Annotated in this window: 21 protein-coding genes; 7 read left to right on the top strand and 14 right to left on the bottom strand. The window is 73.1% G+C overall.

Features of this window, described 5'->3' with window-relative positions; translation table 11 throughout:
- The first annotated feature begins 149 nt into the window (after positions 1 to 149).
- Positions 150 to 761: a superoxide dismutase gene (locus BS75_RS03145; protein WP_034087106.1), complete on the top strand. Its 612-nt coding sequence runs from the start codon at positions 150 to 152 to the stop codon at positions 759 to 761.
- Between the two features lie 60 nt (positions 762 to 821).
- On the opposite strand, the gene BS75_RS03140 is transcribed toward BS75_RS03145, so the two are convergent.
- Complete coding sequence (locus tag BS75_RS03140; RefSeq protein ID WP_034087105.1) at positions 822 to 1,586, bottom strand: cobalt-precorrin-6A reductase; 765 nt, start codon at positions 1,584 to 1,586, stop codon at positions 822 to 824.
- 36 nt (positions 1,587 to 1,622) lie between these two features.
- Between BS75_RS03140 and BS75_RS03135 the strand changes: the two genes are divergently transcribed.
- Positions 1,623 to 2,792 (top strand): cobalt-precorrin-5B (C(1))-methyltransferase, encoded by a 1,170-nt coding sequence (locus tag BS75_RS03135; RefSeq protein WP_042439858.1) that lies wholly within the window; start codon positions 1,623 to 1,625, stop codon positions 2,790 to 2,792.
- A 7-nt stretch (positions 2,793 to 2,799) separates the two neighbouring features.
- On the opposite strand, the gene BS75_RS45935 is transcribed toward BS75_RS03135, so the two are convergent.
- Together BS75_RS45935 and BS75_RS51300 are read right to left on the bottom strand one after the other, a co-directional pair.
- The gene (locus BS75_RS45935; RefSeq protein WP_081982070.1) at positions 2,800 to 5,358 is read right to left on the bottom strand and encodes a bifunctional serine/threonine protein kinase/MFS transporter; all 2,559 of its coding nucleotides are present in this window, start codon (positions 5,356 to 5,358) and stop codon (positions 2,800 to 2,802) included.
- Positions 5,359 to 5,440: 82 nt separating this feature from the next.
- The gene (locus BS75_RS51300) at positions 5,441 to 5,854 is read right to left on the bottom strand and encodes a YidH family protein (protein ID WP_034087104.1); all 414 of its coding nucleotides are present in this window, start codon (positions 5,852 to 5,854) and stop codon (positions 5,441 to 5,443) included.
- 278 nt (positions 5,855 to 6,132) lie between these two features.
- Between BS75_RS51300 and BS75_RS03120 the strand changes: the two genes are divergently transcribed.
- Together BS75_RS03120 and BS75_RS03115 are read left to right on the top strand one after the other, a co-directional pair.
- Positions 6,133 to 7,959 (top strand): alkyl/aryl-sulfatase, encoded by a 1,827-nt coding sequence (locus BS75_RS03120; protein WP_034087103.1) that lies wholly within the window; start codon positions 6,133 to 6,135, stop codon positions 7,957 to 7,959.
- Positions 7,960 to 8,045: 86 nt separating this feature from the next.
- Positions 8,046 to 9,764, top strand: a complete 1,719-nt coding sequence (locus BS75_RS03115) for a SulP family inorganic anion transporter (protein ID WP_231607662.1) — start codon at positions 8,046 to 8,048, stop codon at positions 9,762 to 9,764.
- A gap of 52 nt (positions 9,765 to 9,816) precedes the next feature.
- Here BS75_RS03115 and BS75_RS03110 read toward each other — a convergent pair whose 3' ends face one another.
- Positions 9,817 to 10,308, bottom strand: coding sequence for a universal stress protein (locus BS75_RS03110; RefSeq protein WP_052069131.1), 492 nt, complete (start codon positions 10,306 to 10,308; stop codon positions 9,817 to 9,819).
- A gap of 315 nt (positions 10,309 to 10,623) precedes the next feature.
- Between BS75_RS03110 and BS75_RS03105 the strand changes: the two genes are divergently transcribed.
- Positions 10,624 to 11,016, top strand: a complete 393-nt coding sequence (locus BS75_RS03105; RefSeq protein WP_034087102.1) for an SCO5389 family protein — start codon at positions 10,624 to 10,626, stop codon at positions 11,014 to 11,016.
- Positions 11,017 to 11,148: 132 nt separating this feature from the next.
- Here BS75_RS03105 and BS75_RS03100 read toward each other — a convergent pair whose 3' ends face one another.
- The gene (locus BS75_RS03100; protein WP_034087101.1) at positions 11,149 to 11,409 is read right to left on the bottom strand and encodes a type B 50S ribosomal protein L31; all 261 of its coding nucleotides are present in this window, start codon (positions 11,407 to 11,409) and stop codon (positions 11,149 to 11,151) included.
- A 76-nt stretch (positions 11,410 to 11,485) separates the two neighbouring features.
- A complete protein-coding gene (gene rpmG, locus BS75_RS03095; RefSeq protein WP_034087100.1) occupies positions 11,486 to 11,650 on the bottom strand; it encodes a 50S ribosomal protein L33 in 165 nt (54 codons plus the stop codon).
- A gap of 358 nt (positions 11,651 to 12,008) precedes the next feature.
- Here rpmG and BS75_RS49075 point away from each other — a divergent pair, with 358 nt between their 5' ends.
- Positions 12,009 to 12,566, top strand: coding sequence for a hypothetical protein (locus BS75_RS49075; protein ID WP_197092099.1), 558 nt, complete (start codon positions 12,009 to 12,011; stop codon positions 12,564 to 12,566).
- A 193-nt stretch (positions 12,567 to 12,759) separates the two neighbouring features.
- A complete protein-coding gene (gene rpsR / locus BS75_RS52050) occupies positions 12,760 to 13,038 on the top strand; it encodes a 30S ribosomal protein S18 (RefSeq protein WP_408022583.1) in 279 nt (92 codons plus the stop codon).
- A gap of 256 nt (positions 13,039 to 13,294) precedes the next feature.
- Here the strand turns inward: rpsR and BS75_RS03090 are convergent, their stop codons facing one another.
- From BS75_RS03090 to BS75_RS03055, 8 genes are all read right to left on the bottom strand, one after another.
- Positions 13,295 to 14,140 carry a hypothetical protein gene (locus BS75_RS03090; RefSeq protein WP_034087099.1) on the bottom strand — a complete coding sequence of 282 codons (846 nt, stop codon included), beginning with the start codon at positions 14,138 to 14,140 and terminating at the stop codon, positions 13,295 to 13,297.
- A gap of 61 nt (positions 14,141 to 14,201) precedes the next feature.
- Positions 14,202 to 14,738 carry a SigE family RNA polymerase sigma factor gene (locus tag BS75_RS03085; protein ID WP_034087098.1) on the bottom strand — a complete coding sequence of 179 codons (537 nt, stop codon included), beginning with the start codon at positions 14,736 to 14,738 and terminating at the stop codon, positions 14,202 to 14,204.
- A 211-nt stretch (positions 14,739 to 14,949) separates the two neighbouring features.
- Entirely contained in the window at positions 14,950 to 15,159 is a 210-nt protein-coding gene (locus tag BS75_RS49860) for a hypothetical protein (RefSeq protein ID WP_034087097.1), read from the bottom strand.
- A complete protein-coding gene (locus BS75_RS03075; RefSeq protein ID WP_042439859.1) occupies positions 15,156 to 15,974 on the bottom strand; it encodes a metal ABC transporter permease in 819 nt (272 codons plus the stop codon). The genes BS75_RS49860 and BS75_RS03075 overlap by 4 nt, the downstream gene beginning before the upstream one ends.
- Positions 15,975 to 15,976: 2 nt before the next feature.
- A complete protein-coding gene (locus tag BS75_RS03070) occupies positions 15,977 to 16,909 on the bottom strand; it encodes a metal ABC transporter permease (RefSeq protein ID WP_042439861.1) in 933 nt (310 codons plus the stop codon).
- Positions 16,909 to 17,772: a metal ABC transporter ATP-binding protein gene (locus BS75_RS03065; RefSeq protein WP_063771567.1), complete on the bottom strand. Its 864-nt coding sequence runs from the start codon at positions 17,770 to 17,772 to the stop codon at positions 16,909 to 16,911. Before BS75_RS03065 ends, BS75_RS03070 begins: the two co-directional genes overlap by 1 nt.
- Complete coding sequence (locus tag BS75_RS03060) at positions 17,772 to 18,737, bottom strand: metal ABC transporter solute-binding protein, Zn/Mn family (RefSeq protein ID WP_042439862.1); 966 nt, start codon at positions 18,735 to 18,737, stop codon at positions 17,772 to 17,774. The genes BS75_RS03065 and BS75_RS03060 overlap by 1 nt, the downstream gene beginning before the upstream one ends.
- 193 nt (positions 18,738 to 18,930) lie before the next feature.
- A complete protein-coding gene (locus BS75_RS03055; RefSeq protein ID WP_034087096.1) occupies positions 18,931 to 19,149 on the bottom strand; it encodes a hypothetical protein in 219 nt (72 codons plus the stop codon).
- Between the last annotated feature and the right edge of the window lie 70 nt (positions 19,150 to 19,219).

The raw sequence follows: 19,219 nt of genomic DNA, 5'->3' as shown, positions 1-19,219 counted from the left end.
GGGGAGGCTGAGCGGCCGACCCCGCCCCGGGTATATCTTTCTGCAAGGTTGAAGTTGTTGCAACCTATTCGCAATAGTGTTGCCGGGCGGGCGACCGTGCCGACCGCCCGCACGAAACCCGATCGAACTGGATGAAAGGGTGTCACCCGATGGGCCAGTACACGCTTCCCGACCTGCCCTACGACTACTCCGCCCTGGAGCGCGCCATGACCGGCGAGATCCTGGAGCTGCACCACTCGAAGCACCATGCCGCCTACGTGAAGGGGGCCAACGACACCCTGGAGCAGCTTGCCGAGGCCCGGGACAAGGACCTGCTCACCCCGGCCGGCCTGGTCGGACTGGAGAAGACGCTGGCGTTCAACCTGTCCGGCCACGTCCTCCACTCGCTGTTCTGGAACAACCTGTCCCCGGACGGCGGTGACCGCCCCGACGGCGTCCTCGCGGACGCGATCACCGAGAACTTCGGCTCCTTCGAGGCCTTCAGGAAGCAGCTCACCACCGCCACCACGGCGGTCCAGGGCAGCGGTTGGGGGGTCCTCTGCTGGGAGCCGCTGGGCCGCCGGCTGCTCGTCGAGCAGGTCTACGACCATCACGGCAACGTCGGCCAGGGCACGACGCCGCTGCTGGCCTTCGACGCCTGGGAGCACGCCTACTACCTGCAGTACCGGAACGTCCGCCCCGACTACGTCACCAAGCTCTGGGACGTCGTCAACTGGACGGATGTCGCGGCACGCTACAGCAAGGCCGTGGCCCAGGCCTGAACCCGAGCGGATCCGACGGCCCGCAGGCGTCACCGGCTGCGGGCCGCCGCCCGCTGCGCACTAGCCGTCCCCGCAGGCGGCACGGATCCAGGCGAGCGCGTCGGGCACGGTCGGCGCCACCGGCACGTCGGTCGGCGTCGGCGGGCGGCGGACCATCACCACCGGCAGCCCCAGCTCCCGCGCGGCCGTCAGCTTGGCGGCGGTGGCCGCACCCCCGCTGTCCTTGGTGACCAGGACCTCGATCCGGTGCTCGCGCAGCAGCGCGCGCTCGCCCTCCAGGGTGAACGGGCCCCGCGCCAGCAGCACCTCGGTGTGCCGGGGCAGCGGCGGCTCGGGCGCGTCGACCGAGCGGAGCAGGAAGAAGAGGTCCGCCGGGCCCGCCGGGTCGGCGAAGGCGGTGAGCTCCTGGCGGCCGGTGGTCAGGAAGACCCGGCGGCCGAGGCCGGGCAGCAGCGCGGCCGCCTGCTCCGGCGAGTCGGCCGGGACCCAGCGGTCACCCGGGACGGCGGTCCACCCGGGCCGGCGCAGCACCAGCAGCGGGACGGCCGTGTCGGCCGCCGCCCGCGCCGCATGCCGGCTGATGGTGTCCGCGTAGGGATGGGTCGCGTCGACGAGGACGTCCGCCCGGTGCTCGCGCAGCCACCCGGCGAGTCCCGGCGCCCCGCCGAAGCCGCCGATGCGAACCGGTCCTGCGGGCAGCCGGGGCTCGGCGACCCGCCCCGCGAGGGAACTGGTCACCCGCAGGGCCGGGTCGCCGGCCAGGTCGGCCGCCAGTTGCCGGGCCTCGGTGGTACCCCCCAGGATCAGGACGTGCCGCACGGCCATGGAGAATCCTTTGCAAGCGGGTGGAAGTGGGACGACATGGTTGAGCCAGGGGCCGAGGGCGGCCGGGCCGCGCAGTTGCGGAGCAGCGGGCTGCGGTCGGGCTGGACGACCGGCGCCTGCGCGACGGCGGCGACCAGGGCCGCCTACACCGCGCTGCTCACCGGGCGGTTCCCCGACCCGGTCACGATCACGCTGCCCAAGGGCCAGCAGCCCGCCTTCGCGCTGGCCGTCGAGGAGCTGGCTCCCGGGCGGGCCATGGCGGGCGTGGTCAAGGACGCCGGGGACGACCCGGACGTCACCCACGGCGCGCTGGTCAGGGCCACGGTCACCCCGGGCCCGCCCGGCAGCGGCGTGGTCTTCCGGGCCGGCCCCGGCGTCGGCACCGTCACCAAGGCCGGGCTGCCGGTGCCGGTCGGCGAGCCCGCGGTCAACCCCGTGCCCCGGCAGCTGATGCGCGAGGCGGTCGCCGACGTGGCGAAGCGGTACGGCGGGACCGGGGACGTGGTGGTGGAGCTGTCGGTGGACAACGGCGAGGAGATCGCCCGCAGCACCTGGAACCCGCGGCTGGGCATCTTGGGCGGTCTGTCGATCCTGGGCACCACCGGCATCGTCGTCCCCTACTCCTGCTCGGCATGGATCGACAGTATCCGGCGCGGGGTCGACGTCGCGCGCGCCGCCGGGCGCACCCATGTCGCCGGCTGCACCGGCTCGACCTCGGAGAAGGTCGCGGTCGCGGTCCACGGCCTGCCCGAGGACGCCCTGCTGGACATGGGCGACTTCGCCGGAGCGGTGCTCAAGTACCTGCGGCGGCACCCCGTTCCCCGGCTTACCGTCGCCGGCGGCTTCGCCAAACTCTCCAAGCTCGCGGCGGGCCATCTCGACCTGCACTCCTCCCGCTCGCACGTGGACAAGGGCTTCCTGGCCGGGCTGGCCCGGGAGGCCGGCGCCGACGAGCAGCTGGCGGCCGCCGTGGCCGGGGCCAACACCGGGCTGGAGGCCGTCCAGCTGTGCCGCGCCGCCGGGGTGCTGCTGGGCGACCTGGTCGCGGCCAGGGCCCGCGACCAGGCCCTCGGCGTGCTGCTCGGGGCGCCGGTCACGGTCGACGTGCTGTGCATCGACCGGGCCGGGGCCGTCGTCGGACAGGCCCCGCCGCTGGGTCCGCCGCCCCGCACGGGCGGCCGGCCCGGCGGCGGTGCTCCGGCCTGAGCCCGCGTCAGCGGGCCGCCGGGACGCGGTCCTGCTTCGACGCCCTGCCGCTGATCACCAGCCCGCCGACCAGCCCCGCGAGCAGGGTGGCGCCGAAGGCCCACCAGAGGGTGGCGCTGCAGCCGTGCAGCGCCGTCGTTTCGACCGCCACGGCTGTGTCGGCGGCCAGGTGCGAGTGGGCGTTGAAGACGCGGGTGAGCAGCGCCGCGCCGAGCGCCACGCCCAGCTGCTGGGCCGCGACGACCGCGGCCGAGGCGGCGCCGGAGCACCGGGGGTTGGCGGCGCCGGTCGCGGTGGCGAAGAGGGGCATGAAGGCCACGCCGGTCCCGAGGCCGACGAGGACCAGGCCGGGCAGCAGCCCGCTCTCGTACCCGCTGTCGATGGTCAGGCCGGTGAGCAGCAGCAGTCCGACGGCAGCGGTCCCCAGGCCGGCCGCGACCAGCACCCGGGCGCCGACCCGGTGCAGCAGCCGGGGCGAGACCTGGGTGGAGCCGACGAAGAGCGCGGCGACCACGGGGAGGAGGGCCAGCCCGGTCCCGGCCGGGGAGTAGCCGAGGACGAGCTGCAGGACGTAGACCAGGGCGGTGAAGGGGCCGATGACGCCGACGGCCGCCGGCAGCATGGCGAGCAGACTGCCGGCCCGGCCCCGGTCCATGAAGACGTAGCGCGCGAGGAGCGGCGTCGACGTCACGGTCTGCCACCACAGGAAGGCGACCAGCAGGAGGACGCCCGCCGCGAGCGGGAGCAGCGCCGCGAGGCTGGTCCAGCCGTGCGGCACGCCGTAGGTGAGGCCGTAGCCGAGGACGGCCAGGCCGCCGCAGCCGAGCAGCACGCCGAGCACGTCGACGTGGGTGCCGGTCCGGGCCGGACGGTCGTGCAGCAGGGTGAGCGCGCCGACCAGGACCACGGCGGCGACGGGGACGTCCGCCATCAGCGCCCACTGCCAGTCCAGGTTCTCGACCAGCCAGCCGCCGGTGTACAGCCCGAGCAGCGAGCCGCCGCCGACGATCGCGGTGTAGACCCCGAGGGCCCGGCGCCGTTCCCTCGGGTCGGTGAAGTTGCCGGCCACCAGCGACAGCGCGGCCGGAGCCAGCAGCGCGGCGGAGACCCCCTGCAGGGCGCGGGCCCAGTCCAGCGTGGTGGCATCGCCGGCGGTGCCGGCGAGCACCGAGGCCGCCGCGAAGCCGACCAGGCCGACGATCAGCAGCTGCTTGCGCCCCAGGAGGTCGGCGAGGTGTCCGCCGAGCAGCAGCAGTCCGAGGAAGGCCAGCGGATAGGCGTTGGTCATCGCGCTCAGGCTGTCGGAGGTCAGGTGCAGGTCACGCTCCATGGCCGGGAACGCGATGGTGAACGACCCCGCCTGCAGCAGCACCAGCAGCTGCGCCAGGGCGACCACGGCCAGGCCCCACCAGCGCCGGGGGTGCGCGGGCGCCGGGTCCTGGTAGTCGGCGAAGGAGGCGGGGTCCTCGGCGGTGGTCGGCGGCAGGGGACCGGGCCGGTAGCCGGTGAAGGCCGCCGGGGGCGGTCCGAAGCCCGGCGGCGGCGGGCCGAACTGCCCCGGAGACACAGGGGCCGACGGGGCGTACGCGGGCATCGGGGGCAGCGCGGGCGCGACGGCGTCGGCCACCGGTGCTGCGGTGAGCACCACCGGGGCGACGGACTCCACCGCCGGCGCGAAGTCCAGCAGCTCCGCCGCATGGCGGCCGAGCTGTGCCAGCACCGGGCCGGGCAGCCACTCCGTGGTCCGGTCGGTGGCCGTGCGGGCGGCCACCTGCTCGGGGGTGGGCCGCCGGGCCGGGTCCTTGTGGAGGCAGGCGGCGACGAGGTCGACCAGGCTCTCCGGGACGCCGGTCAGGTCGGCTTCCTCCTCCGCGATCCGGAAGAGATGGGCGTTCAGCCCGGTGTCCCTGGCGCCGAAGAGGAACCGTCCGGTGGCGGCGTGGACGAGGACGGCGCCCAGGCAGAAGACGTCGCTGGCGGGGGTGAGCTCCAGGCCGCGGACCTGTTCCGGCGACATGAAGCCGGGGGAGCCGATCAGCATGCCGGTGTGGGTGTGGAGGCTGTCCCCGGCCAGGCTGTCCATCGCCCGGGCGATGCCGAAGTCGATGACGCGCGGGCCGTCGACGGTGACCAGGACATTGGACGGCTTGAGGTCACGGTGGATCAGTCCCGCCCCGTGGATGGCCTGCAGGGCGGCGGCCAGGCGGTTGGCGAGGGTGTGGACCGAGTGCTCGGGCAGCGGCCCGAAGTCCGTGCCGACCACGGTCTGCAGGTCGGGCCCCGGGATGTACTGGGTCGCCACCCAGGGGACGGCGGCCTCCGGGTCGGCGTCCAGCACCGCCGCCGTCCAGTGCCCGCCCACCAGCCGCGCCGCGGCCACCTCGCGGGCGAAGCGCCTGCGGAACTCGGGGTGCTCGGCGTACTCGGGCTGGACGACCTTCACGGCCACGGTGCGCCCGAGGTCGGAACGGCCCAGATAGACCAGGCCCATGCCGCCGGCCCCCAGTCGGGCGATCAGGCGGTAGGGGCCTATATGCGTCGGGTCCTCGTTGATCAGCTGTTCCACGGGAGAAAGATAGACCAACTGCCCAGCGGAGGTCTGGCCTACGGACGAATCATGTCGCCCGCCGAGGAGCGGCGGCAGCCGGTCAGTGGACGCTGACGGCGGCGGTGGCGCTCACCAGGCCGGCGAGTACCAGGAAGGCCAGGGCGATGAGCTGCGGGGCGACGGAGTGGCCCAGCGGTCGGCGGAGGCGCATCCGCTCCTGCCGGGCGCGCCACTGGAAGTACCCGGTGGCGGTGACGGCGACGGACAGGGCGATCAGGTAGCACGCCAGGGCCAGGCGCAGCGGGTAGGGGGCGACCCTGATCAGCTGGAGGCCGCCGAGGGCGCAGACCAGCAGGGCCAGCGCGGTGCGGGTCCAGGCCAGGAAGGTCCGCTCGTTGGCCAGGGTGGCGCGGTAGTCGGGCTCCTCGCCCTGCTCCCACCACGGCCCGGGCCTGTCGTCCCCATCAACGGGGGAGCGGTCGCCGAAGGGGGTGCGGCTGTCGTCCGTCGGCATCCAGGAGCCCCTGCCTCTTCCCTCGACCGGTGCGATCAGCGACGGCGACAGGACGGCCCGATGCCCGACCTGACACCTTTGTAGCTGGTCGACCCCCAGTTCCGGAGGATCCCGGGCGACTTCGCCGACCGTGTCGGCGCGGGCCACTCGGACGGCCCGTCCGGGACGCAGCACCGCAGAAGCTAACAATATGCGCAATACAGACAGCTGTACCAGACTGGCCGGAGACGGTTCGAGCCACTGCTGGGATTCCTGACCGCTGCTGATCGGAGCATCGCGTGAACCACCTGCCCTCGTTCGAGGACACCACCGACTTCGACAACGCCGACCGGGGTTTTCTCGGAGCCATGGTGCCGGCGGTCGTCAGGGCCGCCGACGGGCGGGTGGTCTGGGACAACGACGCCTACGACTTCCTCAAGGGCGAGTGCCCCGACACGGTCAACCCGAGCCTGTGGCGACAGGCGCAACTGTGCGCGAAGCAAGGCCTGTTCGAGGTCGCTGAGGGCATCTACCAGGTGCGGGGGCTGGACCTGTCGAACATGACGCTGGTCGAGGGCGACCGCGGGGTGATCGTGATCGACCCGCTGATCTCGACCGAGTGCGCCGCGGCCGCGCTGGCGCTGTACCGGCAGCACCGGGGCGAGCGCCCGGCGACCGGGCTGATCTACACCCACTCCCACGGCGACCACTTCGGCGGCGCCCGCGGCGTGCTGCCCGAGGGCAGCGAGGCGGGGGTGCCGGTGATCGCGCCGTCCGGCTTCCTGGAGCACGCGGTCAGCGAGAACGTCTACGCCGGCAACGCGATGACGCGGCGGGCCATGTTCATGTACGGCGACCGGCTGCCCAAGACGCCCGAGGGGCAGGTCGGCGCAGGGCTGGGGATGACCACCTCCACCGGGACCATCACGCTGATCCCGCCGACCGTGGACATCACCCGTACGGGCCAGGAGGAGACGGTCGACGGCGTGCGGATCGTCTTCCAGCTCACCCCGGGCACCGAGGCCCCGTCCGAGATGAACTTCCTCTTCCCGCAGCGCCGCGCGCTGTGCCTGGCGGAGAACGCCACGCACAACATGCACAACATCCTGACCCTGCGCGGAGCGGTCGTCCGCGACGCGCGGATCTGGTCGCGGTACCTGGACGAGGCGATGGAGTTCTTCGACGGCGCCTACGACGTGGCGTTCGCCTCGCACCACTGGCCGACCTGGGGCGAGGACAAGGTGGTCGAGCTGCTGTCGCAGCAGCGCGACCTGTACGCCTACCTGCACGACCAGACGCTGCGGATGCTCAACTCCGGTCTGACCGGTCCGGAGCTGGCGGAGGAGATGCAGCTGCCGCCCGCGCTGGAGCGGGCCTGGCACGCGCGCGGCTACTACGGCTCGCTGAACCACAACACCAAGGCGATCTACCAGCGGTACCTGGGCTGGTTCGACGGCAACCCGGCGCACCTCTGGGAGCACCCGCCGGTGGAACTGGCCAAGCGCTACGTCGAACTGGCGGGCGGTCCGGAAGCCGCGCTGGCCAAGGCGCGCGGCTTCGTCGCCGACGGCGATCTGCGCTTCGCCGCCACCGTGCTGAACCACCTGGTCTTCGCCGACCCGGACGACACGGCGGCCAAGGAGGCCCTGGCCGGGGTGTACGAGACGCTCGGCCACGGCGCGGAGAACGGCACCTGGCGCAACTTCTACCTGATGGCCGCGGTGGAGCTGCGAGAGGGACCGGGGACCATCCTGCTGGACGCCGCCAACCAGGGGATGGTGATGGCGCTGACGACCGAGATGCTGATCGACTCCATCGCGGTGCGCGTCGACGGCCCCCGGGCCTGGGACGATTCCCTCACCGTCGACCTGGCCCTCACCGACGAGGGCAACCGCCACCGGCTCACCCTGCAGAACGGCGCCCTGACCCATCGCACCGTCCCGCTGGGCACCGCACCGAAGACCCCGGCGCAGTGCACGCTCACCCTCACCAAGCCCCAACTCCTCGGTGTCCTGGCCGGCAAGGGCCTGGACGGGATCGACCACGACGGGGATCCGGCCGTGCTGGCCCGACTGTTCTCCTACGTCACCGATCCCGACAAGTCCTTCTCCGTCGTCACCCCCTGATCCGGCCGGCGGATGGCGGTGGTGACGGGAGCGGAAGCGGTCCGGGTGACCGGGGCGGACGATGCCAGGGCGTCGGGCGGGCCCGGGTGAGGCCTGCGGCGACCCACCCGGCCGGGCTGCGGGCGCGGCTGCTGACACGGCTGGGCCGGCCCACCGGCGCGGATGTCACGGCCGGGATGGTGACCGGGCTGTTCAGCATCCCCGAGGGCATGGCCTACGCCTCCATCGCCGGCTTCAACCCGGTGGCCGGTCTGTACGCGGGGGTGCTGCCGCCGGTCCTGGGCTCGCTGACTGCGCCCACGGTACTCATGGTCACCACCCTGACCAGCGCGATCGCACTGACCGGACAGAGCGTGCTGGCCGATGCGGGTCTGGATCCGCACGCGGCCGGGAACGTCGCCGCACTGACCGTCATGGTCGGTGCGGTGATGCTGCTCATGGGACTGCTGCGGCTCGGGGTGGTGCTGAGCTTCGTCTCCAACGCGGTGATGACCGGCTTCTCCACCGGCATCGCGCTGCAGATCATCACCGGAGTCCTCAAGGACGCCACCGGCTACCCGCCCTCCGGCCACAACAAGCTGCTGCAGCTGTGGAACTGGCTGGTCGGGATCGGCCACTGGCAACTCGCCCCCACCCTGGTCGCGGTCGCCACCATCGCCGTGTGGGCGCTCGCCCACGCCGTCCGCAGGCTGGAGGCGGTGGCGCTGCTGATCGCCATGGTGCTGGTCAGTGTCGTGGTGGCGGTCCTGGGCACCGATGTGGAGCTGGTGCGCGGCATCGCCCGCATCCCGGCGGCGCTGCCCGGCTTCTCCGCCCCGTCGTTCGGTGCGATGCCGCACCTGGTCGGCGGTGCGTTCTCGGTCGCGCTGGTCGCGCTCGCCCAGGCGGCCGGTGTGTCGCCGTCCATGCCGAACCCGGACGGCAGCCGGTCCAGCGTCAACGGCGACTTCGCCTCCCAGGGGCTGGCCAATCTGGGCGGGGGCCTCTTCCAGGCGCTGCCCTCGGGCGGCTCGCTCTCCCGCACCGGAGTCGCGGTCAGCGCCGGAGCGGGGACCCGCTGGGCCGGAGTGGTCTCCGGCGTCTTCCTCGCCCTGGTCGTGCTGGTGGCCGGCAAGCTCGCCGAGCGGATCCCGATGCCGGTGATCGGCGGTCTGATCCTGGTCATCGGCGGCGAACTGATCTGGGGCAAGCGCGCGGACATCGCCCTGGTCGGGCGCACCTCCAAGCTCTCCACCGCCGCCATGCTCGCCACCTTCGCCGCCACCACCCAGCTCCCGCTCCAGCAGGCGATCGTCATCGGCGCCGTGCTCTCGCTGCTGCTGTACTGCGTCCAGGCCGCCCGGCAGTCCGAGTTGGTCCCGCTGCAACGCGACCCGGACGGCACCTGGACGACCACCGACCGGCCGCCACCGGCGGTCCTGCCCCCCGGCCGCATCACCGTCCTGACCTACGAGGGCACCAGCCTCTTCGCCGAACTGCCGCGGCTGGAGGCCCACCTGCCCCGGACCGAGGGCGCCCGCAACGCGGTCCTGGTCCTGGTCATGCGCACCGCCCCCGACGTACCGTCCTCCGCGATCCTCAAACTCATCCGCCGCTACGCCACCACCCTGCACGCCCAGGGCGGACGCCTGATCCTGGCCGGGGTCCACCCGTCCCTGGAGGCCCTGCTCGACCGCACCGGCATCACCGCGCAGCTCGGCGACGGCGGCGTCGTCCCCGCGGAACCCGCCCTGCTCGCCCCGCTCGACCGTGCCGCCGACGACGCCCGGGCCTGGATCACCGCACGTACGGGAGCGGAGAGATGACCGCCGCCCACGTCCGGCGGCCGGCCGCCGGACGCCCGGAGAGGCTCGTCCGTCAGTCGAGGTAGCCGAGACCGGCGTGACAGTGCCCGCCGGTGCCGACCGGCTCCGGTCGGCCCGGCCCGGCGGACGGCGCCACGATCAGCACCTCGCAGACCGCGTGGGCCCAGCAGTAGCCGGTCACCGAGCCGGGCACGCTCAGCGGCTGCCCGGTGTGCCGGCCGCTGCCCACCACGAGCAGGTCGCCGCGCAGGTCGGCGGTGGCCACCAGCGCCCCGCCGGGCTCGGCCCGCAGCACCAGCGGACGGATCCGGATGCCCTCGGGGAAGCCGTCGAAGGCCAGTTCGAGGACGGTGTCCAGCCTGTTGCGCGCGGCCTGCTCGGGCCCCGGGAGCGGACGCGGGCCGACGCCGTCCCAGGCGGTCCAGGCGATCACCGGGATCAGCAGGGCGTCGCGCTTCCGCGCTTCCTGCGCCGCCCGCAGCACGACAGCGGGGCTGCTGGGCGATCCGTCGACACCGACAATGACGCGCGCGTTCTCGTTCATGGTGCTCAGCTTCCTCACGGGTTCAGGACCGGCTTCGCGGCTCCTGTTCCGATTGGATCCCCGGACATCGACCCCGGGAGTGTTCGTTGACGTACTGCCTACGCCGGAACCGGACGGATTGACGCGGGTTTGACGGCGCGACCCGACGGGCGGCCCGGGCCCCGGCCGAGCGCCCGTTCGCCGAAGTGTCCCGTCGGCGGGGGAGCTTGACAGCGTGGGGGAGCGGCGACAGAGTAGCGAAGGAAATGACATTCATGTTCATCAAGGGGGCGCCCCAGGCGCCCCCGACTTCCTCATGCCCCGTAAGGACGCACCATGTCCCTTGACGTCTCCCCCCAGCTCCTCGCCAAGGCCGAGCGCGACGAGGTCGACGAGGCCGAGTTCGTCGACACCGTCCGCACCTCCCTGCCCTACGCCTACCGGATGATCTCCGACCTGGCCGCCGAACTGGCCACCACGCCGCGCCCGTTCGCCGACAACACCACCCCGCCGCCGTCCGAGACCGAGCGCGGCCAGCTGCTGCGCGCGCTGTCCAGCGATGCCATCCGGGGGTCGCTGGAGCGGCACTTCGGGGTGCGGCTGGCGTTCATGAACTGCCACCGGGTCGCGGTCTTCCGCCCGGGCAGCGAACAGGACGAGCCCTACCGCAAGTTCACCTCGATCCGCTCCCAACTGCTGAACCAGTCGCCCGAGTTCCGCGACTGCTGAGCAGTATCGACCTCCAGGCAAGGCCCCGATGGCCACCCCCGCCAGCACCTCGGCGAACGGTGTCCGCATCGGGGCCTTGCTGCCGGCCGCGCCGGTCTGCCCGGCTGCCCTGGTCTGCTCGGCCGCCCCGGTCTACTCGGCTCGCGCGGCGGTGAGGCCGTAGCGGCGTTGGAAGCGCTCCACCCGGCCGGCGGTGTCCATGACGCGCGCGTTGCCGGTGTAGAAGGGGTGGCTGGCCGAGGAGATCTCCACGTCGATCAGCGGATAGGTGTTGCCGTCCTCCCACTCGATCGTCCGGGCGCTGGTGGCGGTCGAGCGGGTCAGGAAGGTGAGCTCGCCGACCTTGTCGCGGAAGACGACGGGGCGGTACTCGGGGTGGATTCCGGGCTTCATGGTCTGGCTCCTTCTGCGGGTCGCGGTGGTGCCGGTCGCGGTGGGGCGGGCTGCGCTGCTGCGGGCTGCGGCGCGGTCAGCGCTCTTCGCGGAAGTCGAGGTGGCGGCCGGCGCGCGGGTCGTACTTGCGCAGGGTCAGCCGGTCGGGGTCGTTGCGGCGGTTCTTGCGGGTGACGTAGGTGTAGCCGGTTCCGGCGGTCGACCGGAGCTTGATGATCGGGCGCAGCTCGTTGCGGGCCACTGGGTTCCTCCTCCATGGGGGGCTGACGTCCCACCATACTGTAATGGTTTTCATTGCCATTAGCGTGCTGCTCTCTCCAACGCCCGCAACGGCTGCGGTATTCCGCGCTGCCGCCGGGCCGGTCCGGATCGGAGTCCCATGTCCACGCACTGCCGGCTCACCGGCCGCCCTGCACCACGACCTGTCCGCCGCCCCGGGGCAGGGTCCACCGCCGCGCCCGGGACCGCACCGGTCCGCAGGGCGAGGCGTTCCTGCCGCTGACCAACGACTGCCCCTGCTGCGCACTGCGCGAGGACCTGCTGCCGGAACTGGCGCGGATCGCCGAAGCCGGCCGTCACCGCCTGGCGGTGGTCGAGCCGTGGGGGTGGAGATGCTCGCCGTCGGCGAGGTCGACGGGCGCTGTCTCCACGAGCTCGTCGACCTGGTGGGCGTGGTCACCGCCGTCGCCCCGCTCCGGCTGGTCCCCGAGCTCTCGTACAGCGACCTGCTGACCGAGCACGGCCTGCAGGCCAGCGCCGAGGACGAGCGCACCGTGGCCGAGGCCCTGGCCCGCCAGGTCGAGTACGCCGGGACGCCGGCGGCCCGCAACTGCCCGAGGCGGCGGGCTCGCCGGGGCTGCGGGCCGGGCCGGCGATGCTGCGCGGGCTCCGTCCCACCGCCCGCACCGTACGACTGGGTCCCGGGCCGCTGCGCCGCGCCGCCCTGGCGGGCTCCGACGTCACAGCGGCCCGGGACCGGGTCGATCCGGCGCCGGCCCTGCTGCCGCAGACCTGCGACCACGACGGCGTCGCCACCCTGCTCCGGGAGCGCCGCCGCCCGCTGCACCCGGCCAGGCTGTACGAGGCGCTGGACCAGCTGGTCCCGGCCGCCCGGCGCAGCCGGGAGCGCTTCTGGCCGGCCAACCGCCCCGAGCTGATGCTCGGCCGGGAGGCGGCCGGCGCGAACCGCGCCGTCGAGGAGTGCGGCCCCTGGCCGGCGTCGCTCCCCGATGCCGCCGCCTGGGAGCTCCACCCGCCGTCCGCCGTGCCGCCGCCCTGGACGCGGGACGGCCCCTACGGCGACCTGGTGCAGCAACTCACCTTCACCGCCGTGGGGTTGGACGTTGACGGATTCGTCGACCTGCTCGACTCCCGACCCGATCGACCGATCGCCGATCGAACCCAGCATCCGAGAGGAAGCGACACCATCCATGGCGAGGACCGCCCCGCCCCGCGCGGCCCGCAGGCCGCGCCACTCTGCTGCGCCCGTTCATCTCGGACCGGGGAAAGATCCGCAGCCGCCGGGTCACCCGGCTCACCGTCCAGCAGCAGTGCACCGTCGCCCGTGCGATCAAGAACGCTCGGGAGATGGCCCTGCTGCCCTATCGCTTCGGGAAGGCGGGTCGCTGAACCGCCCGCCCGTCCGTCGCCCCGCCCCGTCCGTCAAGCGCAGGACGTCCCAGCAACACCCGCCACCGCCGGGCCCAGCGGAAGGCGACTGTGTCCCAGCGGCTGGTGCGCGCCTACGAGCGGGTCTGATCACCCCGTGAGGACCGGCCGGGCGGCTCGGCGGGACCCTCAAGCTCGGTGAAACCTCAGTCTCGGCGGAACCTCAGTCTCGGCGGAACCTCAGTCTCGGCGGAACCTCAGTCTCGGCGGAACCCCCTCAGCAGGAGGTGGTGCAGTAGTTGCCGGAGTTCGAGGAACCGGCAGCGGGGGCGGCCAGCTTGCTGACCACCTGCTGCCACTGCGAGGAGGTGAGCAGCGCGTCGACCTGCGCGCCGGTCAGCCAGTTGGCGGCGGAACCGGTGTCACTCCACTCCTGGGCGGAGACCAGCACATTGCCGGGCGCGTTCCAGGTGTAGCTCACCACCGGGACCTTGCCCGCCTGGGCGTTCCCGGAGTCGGAGACGACCACCAGGGTGCCGCCGTCGAGCGGACGGGTCTGGCAGGTCTGGCCACCGACGTTGTCCGCAGTGCAGCTGGCGGGCGTGTCCAGGCGGGAGACGTTGACCAGGAGGCGGCGCTGCCCCTGGGGGGTGGTGACCTTGAAGGCCGCCGACACGCCGGTGGTGCCGGTGCTCAGGGCCGGGAGGCCGGTCGCGGCACCGGCGAGATGCGCGGCGTCGCCGGTCGGCAGCAGGGAGGCCGCGATGTCGGCCGCCTTCTGGGCCAGCGGCTGCGGGGTGCCGCCGTCGGCGGGCGAGGGGGTCGCCACCGCGCTCGGGGAGGCCGGCGCGGAGCTGTGGGCGGAGGCTGCTGCCGGGGCGGCGGCCGCGCTCACGGTCACGGTCCGCGGACCGCCGGCGGACGCGCCGTACACGACGGCTGCGGCCACGACGGCCGTCAGCGCGGTTCCGGCCACGGCGTTCCGGACGACCCGGCGGCGACGCAACTGGGTGCCGCGGCGGAGGGCCGCGGCGTGCAGGACGAGCGCGGGCGGGGGCACGGCCAGCTCGACGGCTGCGCCGAGCTCGTTGGTGAACTGCTCATCGTTCAGCTCAGGGTCCATGGAACGAGATCCTTCAGAGAGATGGGAAAGACAGGAAGGGGTGGAACGGGGCAGTGGCCGGTCAGAACCCGGCGCTCTCGGCGAAGCTGTCGCCCAGGACATGGCGCAGACGCTCCCGCGCGCGTCCGGTGCGCGTACGCACCGCACCCGATGACATGGAGAGCATGCTGCTCGTCTCCTCGACGCTGCGGTCCTCCCAGAAGCGCAGGACCAGGACTGCTCGGTCACGTTCGGGCAGCGTCCGCAGGGCGTTGAGCAGGGTCACCCGAAGGTCGGGATCGCCCGTCTCCCCCCGCTCGGCGGACTCGGGGATGATGCCGGCGGGGCGCTCGGTGCTGATGCGCCTGCGCCGCTGGGTCAGGAACACGCTGGTGAGGACCGTCCGGGCATAGGCCCCGGGGTGGTCCAGCCGCGCGTACTTGCCCCAGCGCGCGTACAGCCGCGCCAGCGTCTCCTGGACCAGGTCCTGTGACTGGTGGGTGTCGCCACCGGTCAGCAGGAAGGCAGTTCGGTACAGATGCGGCCCCCGCGCCGCAGTGAAGTCCAGGAAGTCCACGGGTTCACCGCGCGACTCCTCATCATGTTCCGTTGCCGTCATACTCCCTGGACGCCATGGACCTGCCCGAATGTCACACTCCCGCCCGATGAACTTTCTGACGTGCACTCAGATCCGGCGCAGGCGGCGCAGACGCCGCTGAGCTCGATGGTGTGCCGGACGGCGGCGAAGCCGTGGACGCGGGCGACCTGCTCGGTCCAGAGCTCGACCGCGGCGGCGTCCAGCGGATGGCTGAGACCGCACCCCCGGCAGATCAGGAAGTGGCGGTGCTCAGACCGACCGCGGAGCCGGCCGCGACCAGGGCCGCGTGGAGGGTCTGGGCGCCGACGAAGCCCTCGTGGTCGATCAGGGCCTGCAGCACCTCCGCGCGCTGCACGGTCGGACGCCCCAGCAGCTCGATGCCGCCGGGGCGTGACCGGTTCCTGGCCGTGCCGGCGTCGGCCGACCCGTTCGGCTCGGTCATGGCAGCGCGGGGGCCCCGGTCCGGGCGAGCGACGTCCGCGCCCAGCGCAGCAGTTGGGCCAGGAGGTAACTGCCGCCGGCGAAGGCGGTGACGTAGAAGCCGATCGGCCAGTCGGTGCGGTAGGCGGCGGCGATCGCGCCCCAGACGCAGCCCAGGGCGATGACGACGGCCAGGGCCATGGCCCGCAGCGGGTGCGAGGTCAGGCAGCGGGCGGCCGCCGAGGGGCCGACCATCAGGCTGAACATCAGCAGCGCGCCCACCACCGGCACGGCGGTGGTGGTGGCCAGGGCGACCACCACCAGGAAGGCCGTCTCCATCCGGTGCACCCGCACCCCGCGCGCCGCCGCGACCTCCGGCAGCACCGAGGCCAGCAGCAGCGGCCGGTAGAGCGCCGCCACCGCCAGCAGGCACAGCGCGCCGAGCAGCGCGGTGACGCCGATCTCGCCGCTGCTCACCCCGAGGACCTCGCCGAACAGCAGGGCGTAGATCTCGGGGGAGTACTCGGTGCTCCAGCTGAGGAACAGCGAACCGGTGCCGAGCAGCATGGCCACCGCCAGCGCGGTGACCACGTCGTGACGGCCCCGCCGCCCGAGCCGGCCGATGCCCAGCGCGGCGCCCAGCGAGAACACGCCGAGCCCCAGCAGGGTGCTGACGCCCAGCAGGGCGGCCCCGGCGGCCCCGGCGAAGGCCGACTGCGGCACCGCGTGGGCGACGAAGGTCGACCCGCGCAGCACCACGAAGAAGCCGACGACGGCGGCGACCACGGCGACGACACTGGCCACCACCCAGGCGTTGAGCATGAAGGAGGCGAACACGGTCAGCTCACCTCCGCCGGGGCCGGTGCGGTGGCGGCGGGACGCCGGCCGGTGCCGCGCCGGTGGGCGCGGGTCGTGGTGGCCCGGGCGATGAGGTCGGCGAGCAGGTACAGCGTGAAGACCAGCGTGACCACGAAGAAGCTGACCGGCCAGCCGTGTCCGCCGGGGGGCCACCGGTAGCTGTCGTAGGCCAGGACGATCCCGATCCAGGTCGCGGCCGTGCCGATGAGTCCGGCCAGGGCCATCGCCGCGACCGGACGGCGGGTCAGCCGCAGGGCCGTGGCCGCCGGGCCGACCAGCAGCGCGGGACTGAGGATGGTGCCCACGCTCATCGACGACAGCGCGGTGGCCAGCGCCAGCAGCACCAGGAAGCCCAGGCCCAGCAGCCGGACCGGGATGCCGCGGGCGGCGGCCAGGTCCGCGTGGACCGAGCTGAGCAGCAGCGGCCGGTGGAGCAGGGTCAGCACGGCGAGCACGGCCAGCCCGAGCAGGACCAGCAGCGGGACGGTGCCGCTGCCGACCGTGAACAGTGAACCGAAGAGGATGGTGATGGTCACTCCGGTGGTGCTGTCATAGGTGGTGTCGAGGTAGAGGAACAGCGCCGACAGGCCCAGCGCCGCGCTGAGGACCAGTCCGGTGGCGACGTCGCGGCCGCGCCGCTGCCCGGTGCCGAACAGCTCCATCACCCCGGCGACCACCACCCCGACGCCGACGAAGCCCCACAGCGGGCCGACGCCGGCCAGGGCGGCGCTGGAGCCGCCCAGGGTGCCGAGGTCGCTGAGCGCGTGTCCGGCGAAGGACTGCCCGCGCAGCACGGTGAACACGCCCAGCGCGCCGGAGACCAGTGCCACCACCAGCCCGGTGACCAGTGCCGACCGGACCGGATCGCTGGCGAAGAAGCCCGGCCCGAAGACGGTGTCGACGACGGTCCCCATCACAGCCTCTCTGCGGTCGCGCCGGCGGTCACAGTGGTCACGGCGGCCTCGACGGTCACGCTGGTCACAGCGGCCGGGGCGTCCGGCGCGGGCAGGGACGCCTGGCCGGAGACGACCAGGATCCGTCCGTCCACCCGCAGCACGCTCACCCGGTGCCCGTACAACCGGCTGAGGACCTCGGTGCGGACCACCTCGTCCGTGGTGCCCACGGCCACCCGTCCCCCGGCCACGTAGACGATCCGGTCCAGCACCGGCAGCAGCGGGTTCATGTCGTGCGCCGACATCAGTACCGCCACGCCCTGCTCCCTGGCGATCCGGGCGAGCCGGTCCACGATCTCCTGCCCGCTGCGGATGTCCAGGTTGGCCAGCGGCTCGTCCATCAGCAGTAGCCGAGGACGGCTGATCAGCGCATGGGCGATCAGCACCCGTTGCTGCTCGCCGCCGGAGAGGGTGCCCACCCGGGCGTCGGCGAAGCGGCCGGCGTCCACGGCGTCGAGCATCTCCTCGACCCGCTGCCGGTCGCGCCGGGACGGCAGGCGCGGGCCGATGCGCTCGCCGTCCAGGCCGAGCGCGACCAGGTCGCGGGCGCGCAGCGGGGCGTCGGGGTCGACCACGACCTTCTGCGGGACGTAGCCGAGGGACCGCTTCCGCCGTCCCAGCGGCAGGCCGTCGACCAGCACCCGGCCCGTGTCGGGCGCCTGCAGGCCCATCACGATCCGCAGGACGGTGGTCTTGCCGGCCCCGTTGGAGCCGATCAGCCCGGTGAACTCGCCCGGGGCGACGGTGAATCCGACCCCGTCCAGGACCGCCCGGCCGCCCAGCCGCACCCCGATCCCCTCCAGTTCCAGCACGGGGGCGGGCATCACAGCACCGGGGCCGAGGCGCCGTGCGCGAACGCGTCGGTCAGCGCCGAGGCCTCGGCCACCATCCAGGTCTGGTAGCTGTAGCCGGGGGTGGGCATGGTCTCGTAGACCCCGACCACCGGGATGTGGTTCTGGTGCGCCAGTTGCAGCAGCGAGTCCGTCAGCGAGTCGGTGACCTGCTGGTTGTAGACGAAGGCCTTCACCTTGTGCTCGGTGAACAGGCTCTTCTCCAGCGAGACGTCCTGCGGCGAGGGGTCGACCCCGTTCATCACGTCGGCCTGGAAGGACCAGGGCGTCAGGTTGTCGATCCCGGCGGCGTCCAGCAGGTAGTCCGCCACCGGCTCGGTGGTGGCCACCGCCGTCCCGGCGTACCGCGCCTTCAGCGCGGCCACCGCCGAGGTGTACGCCTGCACCGACGTGTCGAAGGTGGCGAGGTTGGCCGTGTAGTAGGCCTTGTGCGCGGGGTCGAGCGTGGACAGGTCGGCGGCGATGGCCCGGGCGACCGCGGGCATGGTCGACGGCTGGTACCAGAGGTGCGGGTTGGCCGTGGAGTCCGGCAGCCCGAGCAGCTTCTGCACATCGATCACCTGGCGGCCGGAACCGCCGGACGCCTGCTCGATCTTGGTCATGAAGTCGTCGTAGCCGACCCCGTTCTGCACGACCAGCTGCGCCGCGCTCACCACCTGGGCGACCTTGGGGTCCGCCTCGAAGGTGTGGGGGTCGGTGTTGGGATTGCTCATGATCCCGGTCACCGAGACGTACCGGCCGCCGATCTGGCCGATCACGTCGGCGTACTCGTTCTCCGCGCCCACGGCGACGATCTTCTTCACCGACCCCTGCGACGCGTCGGCGGCTGCGGTCTCGCTCTTCGCCGCACTGGAGCAGCCGGTCATCAGCAGCGCCAGCGCGGTGACCCCTGCCGCCGTTGCTCCCCGGAGGCGGTAGGACAGAACGCGTATGCCCATAACGGGACTTCCCCTCGATCACATGGTGGTGCGGGCGCATCCGCGCCGCCGCAGTGAAAAGATAATCGTTTTCAATAAGGATGTCGAGGGGAGGCCGTGGCGGTGCGCGGGGGTACCGGAAAAGCCGCCTGCCCGCCGCACCGGTGCCGCGAGCGGCGAATCCGGTACGACGGGCAGGCGGTGGTGCGGGCGGTCAGTGCAGGGCGAGCGCGCTGCCGTCCAGGGCGCCGGACTTGGCCTGCTCGACCAGGTCGAGGAACTGGTCGGCGCTCATCTGGATCTGCTGGCCGAAGTCGTCGGTGATCCGGACCCGGCGCTCCTCGGGCGCGTCGGGGTCGACGAACAACTGCGGGCAGCCGCAGTTGCAGTTGCCGCAGAACGTCGCTACCGCAACAGGGTTGAGCTCGGACACGGTCCACCTCACCAGATCCGGCCGGGGCGCCGGCGGATCCGCGCGCCCCGTTTGCGGGCTTCTACCCGCT

It is taken from the genome of Streptacidiphilus albus JL83 (assembly GCF_000744705.1).
Taxonomy (GTDB): Bacteria; Actinomycetota; Actinomycetes; order Streptomycetales; family Streptomycetaceae; genus Streptacidiphilus; species Streptacidiphilus albus.
Note: the sequence above shows the minus strand (reverse complement) of the source record. Positions and strands in the feature narration are given on the sequence as shown.